The 15,708-nt window shown below is 64.7% G+C and carries 16 protein-coding genes; 12 read left to right on the forward strand and 4 right to left on the reverse strand.

Annotated elements, in window-relative coordinates; all coding sequences use genetic code 11:
* Positions 1-185: 185 nt before the first annotated feature.
* The 5 genes from W911_RS12685 to W911_RS12705 all read left to right on the forward strand — a co-directional run bounded on the left by W911_RS12685 (position 186) and on the right by W911_RS12705 (position 5,231).
* The gene (locus W911_RS12685) at positions 186-992 is read left to right on the forward strand and encodes a phosphoadenylyl-sulfate reductase (RefSeq protein WP_023787948.1); all 807 of its coding nucleotides are present in this window, start codon (positions 186-188) and stop codon (positions 990-992) included.
* Positions 989-1,894 (forward strand): sulfate adenylyltransferase subunit CysD, encoded by a 906-nt coding sequence (cysD, locus tag W911_RS12690; protein WP_023787949.1) that lies wholly within the window; start codon positions 989-991, stop codon positions 1,892-1,894. The genes W911_RS12685 and cysD overlap by 4 nt, the downstream gene beginning before the upstream one ends.
* A 2-nt stretch (positions 1,895-1,896) precedes the next feature.
* Positions 1,897-3,456, forward strand: coding sequence for a sulfate adenylyltransferase subunit 1 (locus tag W911_RS12695; protein ID WP_023787950.1), 1,560 nt, complete (start codon positions 1,897-1,899; stop codon positions 3,454-3,456).
* A gap of 213 nt (positions 3,457-3,669) precedes the next feature.
* Complete coding sequence (locus W911_RS12700) at positions 3,670-4,410, forward strand: sulfite exporter TauE/SafE family protein (RefSeq protein ID WP_023787951.1); 741 nt, start codon at positions 3,670-3,672, stop codon at positions 4,408-4,410.
* 14 nt (positions 4,411-4,424) lie between these two features.
* Complete coding sequence (locus tag W911_RS12705; protein ID WP_023787952.1) at positions 4,425-5,231, forward strand: sulfite exporter TauE/SafE family protein; 807 nt, start codon at positions 4,425-4,427, stop codon at positions 5,229-5,231.
* 39 nt (positions 5,232-5,270) lie between these two features.
* Here W911_RS12705 and W911_RS12710 read toward each other — a convergent pair whose 3' ends face one another.
* Both W911_RS12710 and W911_RS12715 read right to left on the reverse strand, forming a co-directional pair.
* Positions 5,271-6,995, reverse strand: a complete 1,725-nt coding sequence (locus W911_RS12710; RefSeq protein WP_023787953.1) for an NADPH-dependent assimilatory sulfite reductase hemoprotein subunit — start codon at positions 6,993-6,995, stop codon at positions 5,271-5,273.
* Positions 6,996-7,060: 65 nt separating this feature from the next.
* The gene (locus tag W911_RS12715; RefSeq protein WP_023787954.1) at positions 7,061-8,836 is read right to left on the reverse strand and encodes a diflavin oxidoreductase; all 1,776 of its coding nucleotides are present in this window, start codon (positions 8,834-8,836) and stop codon (positions 7,061-7,063) included.
* Positions 8,837-9,386: 550 nt separating this feature from the next.
* Here W911_RS12715 and pqqA point away from each other — a divergent pair.
* From pqqA to W911_RS12745, 6 genes are all read left to right on the forward strand, one after another.
* Positions 9,387-9,476, forward strand: a complete 90-nt coding sequence (gene pqqA, locus W911_RS12720; protein ID WP_020086280.1) for a pyrroloquinoline quinone precursor peptide PqqA — start codon at positions 9,387-9,389, stop codon at positions 9,474-9,476.
* 202 nt (positions 9,477-9,678) lie between these two features.
* Entirely contained in the window at positions 9,679-10,611 is a 933-nt protein-coding gene (pqqB, locus tag W911_RS12725; RefSeq protein WP_023787955.1) for a pyrroloquinoline quinone biosynthesis protein PqqB, read from the forward strand.
* Positions 10,608-11,378 (forward strand): pyrroloquinoline-quinone synthase PqqC, encoded by a 771-nt coding sequence (pqqC, locus tag W911_RS12730; protein WP_023787956.1) that lies wholly within the window; start codon positions 10,608-10,610, stop codon positions 11,376-11,378. Before pqqB ends, pqqC begins: the two co-directional genes overlap by 4 nt.
* Complete coding sequence (gene pqqD / locus W911_RS12735; RefSeq protein WP_051388557.1) at positions 11,371-11,706, forward strand: pyrroloquinoline quinone biosynthesis peptide chaperone PqqD; 336 nt, start codon at positions 11,371-11,373, stop codon at positions 11,704-11,706. The genes pqqC and pqqD overlap by 8 nt, the downstream gene beginning before the upstream one ends.
* A gap of 30 nt (positions 11,707-11,736) precedes the next feature.
* The gene (gene pqqE / locus W911_RS12740; protein WP_041316550.1) at positions 11,737-12,957 is read left to right on the forward strand and encodes a pyrroloquinoline quinone biosynthesis protein PqqE; all 1,221 of its coding nucleotides are present in this window, start codon (positions 11,737-11,739) and stop codon (positions 12,955-12,957) included.
* Between the two features lie 138 nt (positions 12,958-13,095).
* Complete coding sequence (locus W911_RS12745) at positions 13,096-13,470, forward strand: c-type cytochrome (protein WP_041316552.1); 375 nt, start codon at positions 13,096-13,098, stop codon at positions 13,468-13,470.
* A gap of 57 nt (positions 13,471-13,527) precedes the next feature.
* Here the strand turns inward: W911_RS12745 and folK are convergent, their stop codons facing one another.
* Both folK and W911_RS12755 read right to left on the reverse strand, forming a co-directional pair.
* The gene (folK, locus tag W911_RS12750; RefSeq protein ID WP_023787958.1) at positions 13,528-14,040 is read right to left on the reverse strand and encodes a 2-amino-4-hydroxy-6-hydroxymethyldihydropteridine diphosphokinase; all 513 of its coding nucleotides are present in this window, start codon (positions 14,038-14,040) and stop codon (positions 13,528-13,530) included.
* 171 nt (positions 14,041-14,211) lie between these two features.
* The gene (locus tag W911_RS12755) at positions 14,212-14,583 is read right to left on the reverse strand and encodes a 4a-hydroxytetrahydrobiopterin dehydratase (RefSeq protein ID WP_023787959.1); all 372 of its coding nucleotides are present in this window, start codon (positions 14,581-14,583) and stop codon (positions 14,212-14,214) included.
* 130 nt (positions 14,584-14,713) lie between these two features.
* On the opposite strand from W911_RS12755, the gene W911_RS12760 reads away from it, so the two are divergent.
* Positions 14,714-15,694 (forward strand): beta-ribofuranosylaminobenzene 5'-phosphate synthase family protein, encoded by a 981-nt coding sequence (locus W911_RS12760; RefSeq protein WP_023787960.1) that lies wholly within the window; start codon positions 14,714-14,716, stop codon positions 15,692-15,694.
* The last annotated feature ends 14 nt before the right edge of the window (positions 15,695-15,708 follow it).

Genomic DNA, 15,708 nt, shown 5'->3' on the forward strand with positions numbered 1-15,708 from the left:
AGAGGCTCGGACGGTCTAAGACGGTGCGGAGGCATGCTGCTCTGCAAGAAATGGTTCCCAAAGCGGCCTCTGCGGAACAATTTTTCTCCACCTCCGCCCTGTCGGAATGAGATACTATTTTTATTTCAAGATGCCCCTTTATCTGGGAACAGCATTTCATTAGCTTCCGGGCATCGGAGGATTTCATGACCCAATCGAGTGTTCAGGTGCGCGCCGGGGGCTCCGCCGGTGCGCCGACAGATCATTCCGCCCTTGCGGACGGGGGAGACGCACGCGCCGCCCGTCTCGATGCCGAACTCGCCGCGCTCGATACCATCGAGGCGCGCCTGATCGCCATTTCCGATGCTATTCCGGGGCGGATCGCTTTCTCGACAAGCCTCGGGATCGAGGATCAGGCCGTCCTCCACGCCATTGCCGCGACGGGGCGGGCGTTCGACGTCTTCACGCTCGACACCGGACGCCATTTCCCCGAAACGCTCGAAACGCTCGAAGCGAGCGTGCTGCGCTACAAGCCGGCGGTCCGCGTGGTGTTTCCGGAGGCGTCCGACGTCGAAGCGCTTGTCGCCCGCGACGGCATCATGGGCTTCCGCCAGTCCATCGAGGCCCGCCGCGCGTGCTGCCACGTGCGCAAAGTGCTGCCTCTGAACAAGGCGCTCGCGGGGGCCGCGGGATGGATCACCGGGCTCCGGCGCGATCAGTCCGAGGGGCGCTCGCATGTTCCGTTCGCAGCCTGGGACGCGGCGCAGGGCCTCGTCAAGCTGAACCCCATCGCCGACTGGAGCCTCGAAACGCTCGAAGCCTATATCGCCGCCAACAGGGTTCCGATCAATTCGCTGCACGCCCGCGGCTTCCCTTCCATCGGCTGCCAGCCGTGCACGCGCGCCATCCGACCCGGCGAGGACATCCGCGCCGGCCGCTGGTGGTGGGAGAACGAGGACGGCAAAGAGTGCGGCCTTCACAACCGCCCGAAGCCGAAAGAGGCTCACGTATGACGCAACAGATTTCGCATCTCGACCTTCTGGAAGCCGAGAGCATTCATATTTTCCGGGAAGCGGCGGCCCAGTTCCGCAAGCCGGTGCTGCTCTATTCCATCGGCAAGGATTCGACGGTGCTGCTCCATCTCGCGCGCAAGGCGTTCTGGCCGGCGCGCCTGCCGTTCCCCTTGCTGCACATCGATACGGGCTGGAAGTTCCGTGACATGATCGCGTTTCGCGACAAGACGGTGCGCGACTTCGACCTCGATCTCATCGTGCACACCAACGAGGACGGCCGCGAGAAGGGCATCAATCCGCTCGACTATTCGCCCTCGGTCTACACCGACGTCATGAAGACGGTGCCGCTTAAGCAGGCGCTCGACAAATACGCATTCGATGCCGCGTTCGGCGGCGCGCGTCGCGACGAGGAAGCGAGCCGCGCGAAGGAACGCGTGTTCTCGTTCCGCGCCGAGGGCCACCGCTGGGATCCGCGCCGGCAACGCCCGGAGATGTGGCGCTTGCTCAACGGGCGTCTCGGCGCCGGGGAATCGGTGCGCGTGTTTCCGCTCTCGAACTGGACCGAGCGCGACGTGTGGCGCTACATCCTGCGCGAGAAGCTCGACGTGGTGCCGCTCTATTTCGCCGCCGAGCGCCCCACCATCGTGCGCAACGGCCAACTCATCATGCAGGACGACGACCGCCTGACGCTGAAGCCGGGCGAGGAGGTCGTCAACCGGCGCGTTCGCTTCCGCACGCTCGGCTGCTATCCGCTGACGGCCGCGGTCGAATCCGATGCCGCCGACATGGAAAGCGTGGTTGCAGAAACGCTCGGCGCGCGCACCTCCGAGCGCCAGGGCCGCCTCATCGATCACGATCAGGTCGGCGCGATGGAAAAGAAGAAGCAGGAAGGGTACTTCTAAAGATGTCCGCACAGCCCACCGCCCTGCAGAAGTCACAGTCCGGCGTCTCGAAAGCGCCGCTCAAGGTCGTGTCCGGCCAGACGCCGGCCGCCTCGCCTTCGGGCGCCAATCTCGACGAGATCGCACCCGAGCTTTCCGGCCTCTTGCGCGTGCTCACCTGCGGCTCGGTGGACGACGGCAAGTCGACGCTCATCGGCCGCCTGCTTTGGGATGCCACCGATCTCTACGACGACCAGCGCGAAACGCTTGAGCGCGGCAAGAGGGTCGACGGCGGCAATCCGGATTTCAGCCTGCTCATGGACGGGCTCGTCGCCGAGCGCGAGCAAGGCATCACCATCGACATCGCCTGGCGCTACTTCGATACCGCGACGCGGCGCATCGTCGTCATCGACAGCCCCGGACACGAGCAATACACGCGCAACATGGCGTCCGGCGCTTCGCACGCCGACGTTGCGATCCTTCTCATCGATGCACGCCACGGCATCAAGACGCAGACGCGCCGGCACGCAGCAATCCTCGACCTCGTCGGCGTGAAGCGCGTGATCCTCGTCGTCAACAAGATGGATCTCGTCGACTGGTCGGAATCGACCTTCCGCAAGATCGAAGCGGACTTCGAGACCTTCTCGTGGCGGTTCGGTTTCTGGGAGACGACGGTGATCCCGACGGCTGCCGTCTCCGGCGACAACGTCGCCGCCGCATCGGCGCACATGCCCTGGTATTCCGGCCCCACGCTGCTCGAACATCTCGAAAGCCTGCCGAGCCGCGTAACGGAACCCACCGGCCCGTTCCGCTTCCCCGTGCAGACTGTCCTGCGCGACAGCCGCAACGACTTCCGCGGTCTTGCCGGCACCGTCAGCGGCGGCAGCGTGCGGGTGGGCGAGACGGTCGTCGATGCGCTATCCCAGCGCAAGGCCAAGATCCTGCGCATCTCGACCATGGACGGCGATCTCGACACGGCGTCCCAGGGGCAGGCCGTCGCCATCCAGCTCGACACCGATATCGACGTCGCGCGTGGCGCCGTGCTCTCCAAGGGTGACATGCCGCCGCTTGCGGCCCGCGTTCTCGAAGCGCGCATGGTGTGGCTCAGCGAGACAGCCTACGATCCGCGCGGCTCCTACCTCTTGCGCACCGCGACCGACCTGACGCCGGTCTCCAACCTCAAGATCAGCGCGCTGCTCGATCTCGAAACTCTCGAAACGCATGAAGCGGACGCGTGCGCGACCAACGACATCGCCATCGGCACCATCGCGCTCGGGCGCACGGCCGCCATCGACACCTTCACGGAGGCTCCGGAAACGGGAAGCTTCGTGCTGGTGGATGCCATCACGGGCGGCTCCGTCGCCGGCGGCGTGATCACGGCTGCGAAAGCCGAAGCGGCGGAAGCCGACGAGAACACCTTCGTGCTGACGCGCGCGATGCTCGAACGCGGCCTCAACTCCGACCTCGGCGACAGCCCGCAGGCGGATGCAGAGTTCCGCCGTCGCGCCAATGAGGTGGCCCTCATTCTCAGGGCGGCGGGGATCAACGTCGAGATCGAGAACGCGCCGGACTATTCGATCTAAGCGTCCCGCTCGCGCATTGCCGACGCAAAAAAACGAAGCCCGTCCCTCGCATCCGAGGGGCGGGCTTTCGGCGTGTTCGAGCCCACGATACGGCGCCGCGTTAACACGAATTTTAAATGCGTCTTCAATGGCCTAGAGCAAACAAATCTGTATCGCCGGGCGCGTGTTGTCTGCTATTGAATGGCAACAAAAACGGAAACTCCGCCGGTCATCATGGACGACATTCTCTTCTACGTCATCGTTGGGTTTCTCGCCCAGATGATCGACGGCGCGATAGGCATGGCCTACGGAGTGACAGCCACATCCGTGCTTCTGAGCGCGGGCGTGCCGCCGGCCACGGCAAGCGCATGCGTGCATGCAGCCGAGACGGTCACGACAGCCGCATCGGGGACCGCGCACTGGAAGCTCGGCAACGTCGATCGCAAACTGCTGTGGCGTCTTGCGGTGCCGGGCGCCATCGGCGGCGCGATCGGTGCATACGTTCTGTCGGAATTTCCTGGCGATACGCTGAAGCCGTTCATCGCCGCCTATCTCCTCATCCTCGGGCTCGTCATCATCTGGAAGGCCATCGGCGCCCGCCAGCGCGACGGCGTGGAACCGCGCACGGTTGCACCGCTCGGCTTCTTCGGCGGGCTGCTCGACGCCATCGGCGGCGGTGGGTGGGGGCCTATCGTGACATCGAGCCTGCTCGGGCAGGGCGCGACACCGCGCTATGCGATCGGCTCCGTCAATCTCGCGGAGTTCTTCGTCACACTCACCATCTCGGCGACGTTCTTCGTCACCATCGGGCTCAGCCTGTGGCCGATCATTCTGGGGCTCATCATCGGCGGCGTGATCGCCGCACCGTTCGCGGCACTCGCGGCGAAACATATCCCGGCAAAAGTGCTGATGCTCGCGGTCGGCTGCGTGGTCGTTCTTCTGAGCATGCACACGATTTATCGCGTGTTCATTTAGGCGGCTCCCCAAGCATGTTCGACATTTCCGTTCTTTCCTTGTGGCCCCAGATCGTGGCTGGCGGGCTTGTGGTCGGGTTTCTCGTCGGAATGACGGGCGTCGGTGCGGGCTCGCTGATGACACCGTTCCTGATTACGAAAGTCGGGATCTCGCCCGCCATCGCGGTCGGGACGGATCTGCTTTTCGCGGCGATCACGAAGGCCTCCGCTGTCGCGCCGCATCATACGTTCGGGCATGTGAACTGGCGCATCGTGCGGTGGCTCGCCGCGGGCAGCGTGCCGGGCTCCATCGCGATGCTGGTGCTGATCAAGATCCTCGAACCCGACCTCGCGACGATGGCGTCTGTGATCAAGACAGGGCTCTCGGCGGCCTTGATCCTGAGCTCGTTCGCCCTGGTCATTTATCCGTTCATGAAACGCGCGTCGTTTCGCGATGCGCCTGGCAAGGCCGACGACACGGTGGCGCGCCCGTTTCCAACGATGCTGCTCGGCTTCGCTCTGGGATCGGTCGTGACGCTCACGTCCGTGGGTGCCGGCGCCATTGGCGTGGTCGTGCTGACGCTGCTCTATCCCGCGTTGCGTCCGCGTTACCTGATCGGCACCGACATCGTGCACGCGGTGCCGCTGACGCTGGTGTCGGGGCTCGGGCACCTGAGCATGGGAAACGCGGATTTCGCGCTGCTCGGGCTCTTGCTTTTGGGGTCGCTTCCGGGGATCGCGCTCGGATCGCGGCTCACGGGCATTCTGCCGGACTGGCTGCTGCGCTCCGCCCTTGCGGCCATCCTCGTGTTCGCGGCCTATCAGCTCCACGCGAAGGGTTGACGACGCCCCTTCGCGTTGCTGGATGAAAGGCGCCTTCGTCTAGACAAGCGCGATGTCGTCGTGGAACGTGTTGCCGCCGAGCGTCGGCTTCACGACGCCCGCGCGGATCACGAAGTCGCCGAAGCTCTCACCCTCGTCGCGCTCCTTGGCGTAGCGGACGAACAACGGCTCCAGAAGCTCGACGATCCGCGCCTTGCCGACGTCCTGCGCATAGAGCTTGTTCAGCCGCGTGCCCTCGTGGGCCGCGCCGAGGTAGAGGTTGTAAAGACCCGGCGAGCGACCGACGAAGCCGATCTCGGCCATGTACGGACGGCCGCAGCCGTTGGGGCAGCCGGTCATGCGGATGACGATATCGTCGTTGCGCAGGCCCGCCTTGTCGAGGCTGTCTTCCAGCGTCGTGATCAGTTCCGGCAGGAAGCGCTCGCTCTCGGCAAGAGCCAGCGCGCACGTCGGCAGCGCGACGCACGAGATCGAGTTGCGGCGCAGGCCCGACGACGTCGCAATGTCGATGCCGTGCGATTTGAGGATCGCGTCGATCCTGGTCTTCTGCTTCGCGGACGCGTTGCAGATGATGATGTTCTGGTTGCCGGTGACCGAGAACGTGATGCCGCCCGCTTCGGCGATCTCGCGGATCGCTGTCCGCAGGTGGCGGCCCGGGAAGTCCCGGATGCGCCCCGCCTCGATGAAGAGACCGAGGTGCCACTTCTTGTCGGGGCCCTGGTACCAGCCGATGGGATCGCCCATCGAGGTGAACTTGAAGGGGCGCGCCTCGCCCAGCTTGTAGCCGAGGCGACTCTCGACCTCTTCCCTGTACTTGTCGACGCCGAAGCGCTCGACGGTGTACTTCAGGCGCGCGTTGGCACGGTTCTCGCGGTTGCCCCAGTCGCGCTGGACGAGCATCACCTTCTCAGCCACGTCGACCGCCTGCTCGGGCGTGCAGAAGCCGATGACATCGCCCGTGCGCGGGAAGGTTGCCGTGTCGCCGTGCGTCATGCCCATGCCGCCGCCGATGGAGACGTTCCAGCCTGCAAGCTCGCCCTTGGCATTCGTGATAGCGATGTAGCCGAGATCGTGCGCGAACACGTCGCCGTCGTTGTGCGGCGGCACGGCGATCACGATCTTGAATTTGCGCGGCAGGTAGTGTGTGCCGTAGAGCGGCTCGGTGTCGACAACGGCCGGGCGCGACATGTCCTCGACCTTGTCGCCCTCAAGCCAGATCTCATGATAGGCGCTCGTTTTCGGCAGCAGGTGATCGCTCACCTTGCGCGCAAACTCGCCGGCCGCGGCGTGAACCGGCGAGAAGAACGGGTTTGCCACGCACATCACGTTACGGTTGACGTCGCCGCAGGCCGCGATGGTGTCGAGGCAGGCGCCGTTGATCGCCTGCATCGTGCGGCGCAGGTTCGACTTGATGACGCCGTGGTACTGGAACGTCGCGCGCGTCGTGAGGCGCAGCGAGCCGTTGGCGTAAGTCCCCGCGATGTCGTCGAGCTTGATCCACTGCTCGGGCGAGACGAGGCCGCCCGGCAACCGCAGGCGGATCATGAAGCTGAACGCTTTTTCGAGCTTCTTCTTCGCGCGCTCGCCGCGGATGTCCCGGTCGTCCTGCATGTAGGAGCCGTGGAACTTGATGAGCTGCGTGTCGTCGTCGGAGATCGCGCCCGTCTCCACGTGCGCGAGGCCGTCGGCGATGGTGCCGCGCAGGAAGTGGCTTTCTTCCTTGAGGAACTCGTTACGGGCGCGCTTATCGGTCTTGTCGGTCATGGCAGTTTCTCGGATATCGGTGATCGGCTCTCGGGCAAAGTGCCGAGCGCCGACGGCTTTGCCGCCTAATATACGTCGCGCTGATAGCGCCCGGCCTTGGTCAGCTCTTTCAGCTTCGCGCGGCCTGCGTCCTCGTCGCCCTTGGCGGCCTCGGCGAGGATTTTGACGAGCGTCGCGTCCACGTCCTTGGCCATGCCCTTCTCGTCGCCGCACACATAGACGTGGGCACCATCGGCGATCCATCCCTGGATCTCGTCGCGGCGCTCCCAGAGGCGATGCTGGACGTAGATCTTCTCCGGCTGGTCGCGGGAGAACGCGACGTCGATGCGCGAGAGAGCGCCCGACTCCAGATGATCCTGCCATTCGAGCTGGTAGAGGAAGTCGTAGGAGAAGTTGCGCTCGCCGAAGAAGAGCCAGCTTTTGCCGGAATCGCCGTTCTCGGCGCGCTCCTCGATGAAGCCGCGGTACGGCGCAACGCCGGTGCCTGCACCGATCATGACGATCGGTGTCGCGCCATCCGCCGGCAGGCCGAAGTGACGGTTCGGCTTGATATAGATGCGTGCTTTGTCACCCACCTTCCGCCGGTCGGCGAGATAGGTTGACGTTACGCCCTTGCGCGCGCGGCCGTGGGACGACCAGCGGACCGCGCCCACGCAGAGATGCGCTTCGCCGGGATGCGCCTTGAGGCTCGACGCCACCGAGTACAGCCGACCGGGGAGCGGACGCAAAAGCCCCACGAACTGATCGGCCGTGAGCTTCTCCGGATAGTTCGCGAAAACGTCCACGAGCTGATGGTCTGCCGTAAAGCGCGCAAGCGCATCGCCTTCGAGCAGCTTGGCCACGTCCGCGCGGCCGGTGAGCTTGGCGTAACCATCCACCAGCGGGCGCGACACGGTGGTGATGTCGAGGCTGCGCACGAGCTTCTGCTTGAGCGCGGCATCTCCGGAAAGGCCGACGGCGTGCAAAAGCTCGTCCGCCAGTTCCGGATCGTTCTCGGGATAGAGACCGATGGCATCGCCCGGCTTGTAGACGAAAGCGGGATCGTCGACCGCGAACTCGGCGTGCCACGTCTCGCGGCTGGAGCCCGTGCCGTTGAGATTGATGAGATCGGTGATCTCCGCCTCGATCGGGCTCTCGGCGGTAAAGCGCTCCTCGTCGTCCTCGGCACCGGGGCCTTTGAAATCGACGTGAACCACCGTCGTCGCGGGTTCGGCAGGCGCCAGCACCTCAAGCGCCTTGTCGGTCCAAGCGGCGGCTTGCTTCTGGAAATCCAGGTCGAGATCCTGGCGGGCGTGAACGCGGTTGCCGCCCAGCGCCTCCAGGCGCGTGTCGATCTCGCGGCCCGTCTGGCAGAAATTCACGTAGGCCGTATCGCCGAGCGCGAGCACGGCAAAGCGCACGCCCTCGAAGCGGGGCGCGTCTTCGGCCAGCAGCGCCTTGTAAAAGTCCTCGGCCCGCTGGGGCGGATCGCCCTCGCCCCAGGTCGAGATGTAGACGATGAGGTTCTTGACCTTGGCGAGCGATGCGAGGTCCGCGTCGGCCATGTCGACGACCTTGGCGTCGAAGTTCTGCTTGGCCGCCAGCTTCTTCGCCTTGAGCGCGAGCGTCTCGGCATTGCCGGATTCGCTGCCGTAAAGGATCGTCAGCGGCTCACGGGCGCGGGGTGCGGGCGCGGCGGCGACGGCTCCGGCCGCCTGGCCCTGGGCCGCATCGAGGCCCGCGAGAAAGCCCGACAGCCAACTGCGCTGCAACGGCGTCGAGCGCTGGACGAGTCCGTTCAGCACGTCGATTTCTTCGGCCGTAAACGGCGCGTTTTTCGGCAAGAATGGAACCGCGGGCACCCGCTTCTCCTCCCTCGTTCGTTCTTTCTCGTGCGCCGGCCCTGTCAGACGGATTAGGCCGCACTGCACAGCCCTGTGCCGGCCGTCTATAGCCCGCGCGAGCGGATCTCTAGCAGCCTTTCGTAAAATGCGTCCTACATTGGCATGCCGCCACTGGCCCGACATACAATAAGGTAGAATAATTTTCTATGTCTTTAAGGTCGCGCGGGCTAGTTCGCAATTCTATTCCTCACTGGACTTAAGGAGTAGACAACGATTGCGGACGATCTTCCAAAACCCTACAGGGGGCGAGGCCGGGGCGACGGGGCTGCAAACCCGTTTCAACGGCGTCCCGTCCGAATCTCAAGGATTGCCCGCTCACACGAAGTCGTGACGGACTGTTACTTTGCCGCAGCCAAGCTTTGTGGTTTATCTCTCACCAAGCGGTCGCGCTTGACAAGCGAGGCTCGATCCGCAGACTGACGTCGCTAACAAAGGCTGGCGACTTCAGTGGGGGCCCTTGGCGGGGTGCCTCGTTAGGACAGCTTGCCATTTCAAGGAGGAACTACCCATGAAGACCTGGACCAAGCCCGCAGTGCGTGAGCAGGAAGTCGGCCTCGAAGTTACTTCGTACCTGCCGGCCGAGATCGACATCATCTAATCGATCCGCTCGCACGTTTACGAGCAGTTTCGGCGCGGCGGTCGAGAGCTTCGACCGCCGTCGCTGTTTCCGGCCTTAGGCCAGCTTCGGCCGACTGCTCTCGGTTTCCCGGCTTTCGGCTGTTTTCCCAGCCCCCGGCCGGCCTGCTGTTTGCGGCGCAGCTTTCGGCGAAGCGTGCGTCAGTTAAGAGCGAACATATCCCATGCGCATCCGAATCCTGGGGGCAGCTGCTGGCGGCGGCTTCCCGCAGTGGAATTGTAATTGCCTGAACTGCGCCAACGTCAGGGCCGGGACGCCGGGCTTCCGCCCGCGGACCCAGTGCTCGCTTGCCGTCTCTGACAACGGCCGCGATTGGGTACTGCTCAACACGGCGCCCGACTTGCGCCAACAGATCAACGAGACGCCGGAGCTTGGCGCGCAGCCCGATGGACCGCTGCGCAACAGCCCGATCAAGGCCGCCGTGCTGACGGGCGGCGACGTGGATTTCATCGCAGGCTTGCTCAACCTTCGCGAGTTGCAGCCGTTCGCGGTTTACGGCTCGTCCCGGGTATTGGCGACGCTCGCCGACAACTCCATCTTTAACGTATTGAATGCGGACTATGTGCCCCGGATGGAGCTTGCGCTCGACACCCCGACACCGATCGAAGGGCCGGGCGTCGATACCGGCCTCGTGATCGAGGCGTTCGCCGTGCCCGGCAAGATCGCGCTCTACCTGGAAAGCGGCGCAGCGAACACCAACTACGGCAGCCGCGAGGGCGATGCCATCGGCCTCAAGGTTTCGTCGCCTGCTTCGGGGAAGCACTTCTTCTATGTACCGGGGTGCGCGGAGGTCGACGGAGAGCTGGCAGAGCGTCTCAGGGGCGCGCCACTCGTGTTCTTCGACGGCACGCTCTACACCGACGACGAGATGCTGAAGCAGGGCCTGATGCAGAAAACCGGCCAGCGGATGGGCCACATGAGCATCTCGGGCGAACAAGGCTCCATCGCAGCCTTCGCGCCGCTCGACGTCGGGCGCAGGGTTTACGTGCACATCAACAATTCCAACCCGGTGCTCAACGACAATTCGGCCGAGCGCCGCGCGACGGAGGCCTCCGGCTGGGAGGTCGGCTACGACGGAATGGAGATCGACCTATGAGCGAGCGGCGCGCGGCAAGCGACGCAAAAACCCTTTGGACGCCGGACGAGTTCGAGGCCGCCATCCGCGCCGTCGGCGCGGAGCGCTATCACGACCTGCATCCGTTCCATCAGCTTCTGCACGGGGGCAAGCTCAACAAGGGACAGGTCGCGGCCTGGGCCCTCAACCGCTACTGCTATCAGTCGGCCGTGCCGCGCAAGGACGCGGCGTTCGTCAGCCGCGTCTTCGACCGGCAGCTCCGCCGCGACTGGATTCACCGCGTGCTCGAACACGACGGGCACGGCGAAGATCCGGGCGGCATCGAGCGCTGGCTCGTGCTGACCGACGGGCTCGGCCTCGACCGCGGCTACGTCCAGAGCATGGAGGGTGCGCTGCCTGCGACGCGTTTCGCCGTCGAAGCCTATGTGCGCTTCGTGCGCGAGGAACCGCTCGTGGTCGCCGTCGCCTCGTCGCTTACGGAACTGTTCGCGCCGAAGATCCACAAAGAGCGGATCTCGGGGATGCTTGAGAACTACGATTTCATCGACGACGACGTGATGGCCTACTTTAAGAAGCGCCTCGTGCAGGCGCCGAACGACGCCGGTTTCGCGCTCGACTTCATCAAGGCGCATGCGGAGACGCGCGCCGAGCAGGAGGCCTGCGTCGCCGCCGTGCGCTTCAAGTGCAACGTGCTCTGGGCGCAGCTCGATGCGCTGCACCACGCGTATGTTTCGCCGGCATGGATTCCGCCTGGCGCCTTCAACCCGGAGACGCTCGACAATGGCTGAGCCCGACACGCCGGAAACGAAATCCGACGCGAAGCCGATCCCGACCCGGCTCATCGTCACGCCGGACACCAAGCTCGCAATGCCGCGGCACATTAAGCTGCGCCACGACGCGGGACGCGGGCGCTGGATCATTCTCGCGCCCGAGCGGGTATTCAACCCGGACGACATCGCGGTGGTCGTGCTGCAGCGCCTCGACGGACAACGTTCCGTGAGCGACATCGCGGAAACCTTGTCTCAGGAGTACGACGCACCACTTGAAGTCGTAACAGGCGACATCGTGGTCATGCTGCAGGACCTCACGGACAAAGGCGTGCTGGTGCAGGCTTAAGCTGCTGCAAGGCCCAGGGAGGACGAGCCCATGAACGAGATCGTACCTAACCACGTCAAAGAGACCGGAATGCCGGTCTGCGCGCGGACGACCGACGACGCGCCCGCGTCTGATCCAGGTCAGGATCCCGCCCTTTGCGCGCGCGCGCCGATCGGGATGCTCTGCGAGCTGACCCATCGCTGCCCGCTTCAGTGTCCCTACTGTTCGAACCCGGTCGAACTGGAACGCGGCAACACCGAGCTGACGACGGCGGAGTGGCAGGACACGATGCGCCAGGCCGCCGCGCTCGGCGTGCTGCAGATCCATCTTTCCGGTGGCGAGCCGACGGCACGCAAGGACCTCGAAGAGATCGTGCAAGTCGCGGCCGAAGTCGGGCTCTATACCAACCTCATCACGGCGGGCGTGACGCTGACGGAAGAGCGCCTGCGCCGCCTCGTCGACGTCGGCCTCGATCACGTGCAGCTCTCGGTGCAGGACGTCGACCCCGAGAATGCCGACCGCATCGCTCAGTATAAAGGCGGCATGGCCAAGAAGGTCCAGGTGGCCAAGTGGGTGCGCGACGCCGGGCTACCGCTCACGATCAACTGCCCCATTCACCGGCAGAACATCCATAACGTGCCCCGCATGATCGACTTCGCGGTCGAGATGGGCGCGGGCCGCGTGGAGATCGCGCACGTGCAGTACTACGCCTGGGCGCTGGTCAACCGCGCGTCGCTGATGCCGACCAAGGAAGCCTTCATGGTGGCGGCCAAGCAGGTCGAGGAGGCACGCGAGAAGTACAAAGGCGTCATCGTCATCGACGCCATCGTGCCGGACTACTACGCCAAGTTCCCGAAGCCCTGCATGGGCGGGTGGGCGCGCGGAATCGTCAACGTCACGCCGTCGGGGCGGGTGCTGCCGTGCCATGCGGCCGAATCGATCAAGACGCTCGCCTTCGACAACATCAAGGAGCGCAAGCTCGCTGACATCTGGCTCAACGGCGAAGCCTTCCAGGCCTATCGCGGCACGGAGTGGATGAAGGAGCCTTGCCGGACCTGCCCGCGCAAGGAAATCGACTACGGCGGGTGCCGCTGCCAGGCGTTCGCGCTCACGGGCGATGCGGCCAACACCGACCCGGCCTGCTCGCTTTCGCCCCTGCATGCCCAGTGGCAGGCGGTGGCCGAGGTCGAAAGCCACAGCGAGCCGCCGGAGTTCATTTACCGGCGTGTGGGCGGTGCAGCAAAACCGAAGGTCACGCACAACGCATCTTGAGGTCGTTCCTCCCCTCAAGTAGACAAGGCATATCGGCTAGGTGCGGCATCTTGTTCACACCGCATTCAGCAAAAAATTGCCAGAATGCGAGCAAGGTCCAATGGGCCGACTGCGGGAAAAATTCGGAGGAAACGTAACATGCGCAATTGGATTATTGCGGCTGCCGCCCTGGTAGCCGTGCCTGGAATCGTGTCCGCACAGGATGCCGACAACGGCGCGAACATCTTCAAGCGCTGCGCCGCCTGCCACCAGATCGGCGAAGGTGCGAAGAACGGTCTCGGTCCGCATCTCGACTGCATCGCCGGCAAGCCGGCTGGCCATGTCGAGGGCTTCAACTACTCGGACGCCGTGAAGAACTCCGGCATCGAGTGGACGGACGAGAACCTGCTCGCCTGGTTCGAGGCTGACGATAAGCTCATCAAGGGCAACAAGATGATCTTCCCGGCCGGCATCAAGAACGCGGACGACCGCGCGGATCTGCTCGCCTTCATCAAGACGCAGTGCAAAGAATAAGCGCACGCGATTTTTTGAACATCGGAACGCCGCGGATGCTTTCATCCGCGGCGTTTTCTATTCGGCGGTTGCGACAGGCTCGACGCCGGCGGTATCGAGCTTCGCAAGCCAGTGATCGAGGACGTGCCCCGAGACCACGAGATCGGGGGCGATATCTTTGAGCGGCAGCAGCACGAAGGCGCGTTCCACAATGCGCGGATGAGGCACCGTCAAGCGCGCATCGTCGAGCGCAACGTTGCGATAGGTCAGCACGTCGACGTCGATGACACGCGGTCCCCAGCGCTCGTGGCGCACGCGCTTCATCTCATCTTCGACGCCGAGGCACCGTGCCAGCAGGTCGTATGGAGCAAGATCGGTCGCGACGGCGATACACGCATTCACGAACCAATCCTGGTCGAGCACGCCCCAGGGCGGGGTCCGATAAAGGCGTGAGGCGCGGACGAGGCGGATGTCTCCCGCCTCTGTCAGAAGACCGATCGCCCGGCGAATGTTCGCTTGCTTGTCGCCCATGTTGGAGCCGAGGCCGATAAGCGCGTCGAAATCCGCGGAGGCCTTCGCAGACTTCTTCATGGCCACCTCGGACCATGACCTTCGTTTTCGACACATGGGGGGCGCATTCCCCTCCCCCTTGTGGGGAGGGGCCAGGGGTGGGGGGAAGCCCGACAGCAAACGGTCTGGAATCCCCCCCTCCCTAACCCTCCCCCATAAGGGGGGAGGGAATGCGGATGCGCTTCTTCGAAATCAGTCATACTTGATGTACGCGAAGCGCTGGTCGGAGGGCGTGCCTTCGAACACGCCGTCTTTCGCCGGCTGCCAGGCGATCACCTCCTCGATCTTCCTGGCCAGCTCCAGATCCTTCCGGGTGATGCCCTTGGCGGAATGGGTCACGAGGCGGACTTCCACCCAGGCGTACGAGGCCGTGATGTCCGGGTGGTGCCAGGCGGCCTCGGCCAGATGGCCGACTGTCGTGATCACCATCAAGGTGCTTTTCCAGCTCGCCGTCTTGTATGTGCGGCGGATCCACCCATCTTCCAGGCGCCACTGGGGAAGGTTCTCGGACAGCCATTGCGTGACCTCGGCCTCGGAAAGTGCCGTCTCGCGGGGGCTCGTCATATTGCTCTCTCCTCGCCTTTGGTGGACAAATGCGCCAATACCTTCTCTGCGCTTCGGCGCGACCCTAATCCTCGCCTCCAGCCTGCGCAATCGGCGAGCCCACCCCTCACCGCCAAGGACGCGTTTCGCGATGCACGACACGAAACTGGCCCATGGATTGAGCGTTTCGGCGCCGGCCAGACTTCATCTCGGCTTCGTCGACCTCAACGGAAGCCTCGGCCGGCGCTACGGCTCCATCGGGCTTGCGGTCGATGAGCCGAAAACCGAGATCCGCCTCTCGCGTTCCGAAACGATGACTGCGGCGGGACCCGAGCAGGACCGCGTGCTGACCGTGCTGGAACGGTGCCGACAGGCGCTCGGCCTTTCGGGCCGCTACCGAGTGGACGTTCTCTCCGCCATTCCGGCCCATGCCGGGCTCGGCTCGGGAACACAGCTCGCGCTCGCAATCGGTGCTGCGCTCATGCGGCTCGAAGGGCTCTCGCTCTCCCCCCAGCAGCTCGGCGATCTCGCAGGCCGCGGCGCGCGCTCCGCGATCGGCATGGCCGCGTTCGAAGCGGGCGGCTTCATCGTGGACGGCGGACGCGGGGCCATTGACCAGCCGCCGCCGGTGCTGATCCAGATGCCGTTTCCGGAAGACTGGCGCGTCCTCCTCGTGTTCGACCGCAGCGCGCAGGGCGCGCACGGCGACCGCGAGACGAGCGCGTTCGCCGCGCTCCCGCCCTTCCCCGAGACCCTCGCCGACCGGCTTTGCCGGCTTGTGCTGATGCAGCTCGTGCCGGGGCTCAAGGAGGCGGACATCGCAGCCTTCGGCACTGCGTTAACTCAGATCCAAGCAATTGTGGGAAGCCATTTTGCGGCCGCGCAGGGCGGCAGTCCGTGGACCTCTCCCGCCGTTGGCGCGCTCCTCAAACGTGCGGCGGAACAGGGCGCTACGGGTATCGGACAGACCTCGTGGGGGCCAACAGGTTTCGCCTTCGTTCCAACGCAGCATGTGGCAGACCGCCTCTATCATTCTTTAGTCGAAGACGCTAAAGCGAATGGCCTCGAAATTACGATCGCGCGCGGACGCAACTCCGGCGCGACGATCGTGGACGATCGGCAGACCCCCTGACCGATCCGACACCA

This window comes from Hyphomicrobium nitrativorans NL23 (assembly GCF_000503895.1).
Lineage (GTDB): Bacteria > Pseudomonadota > Alphaproteobacteria > Rhizobiales > Hyphomicrobiaceae > Hyphomicrobium_C > Hyphomicrobium_C nitrativorans.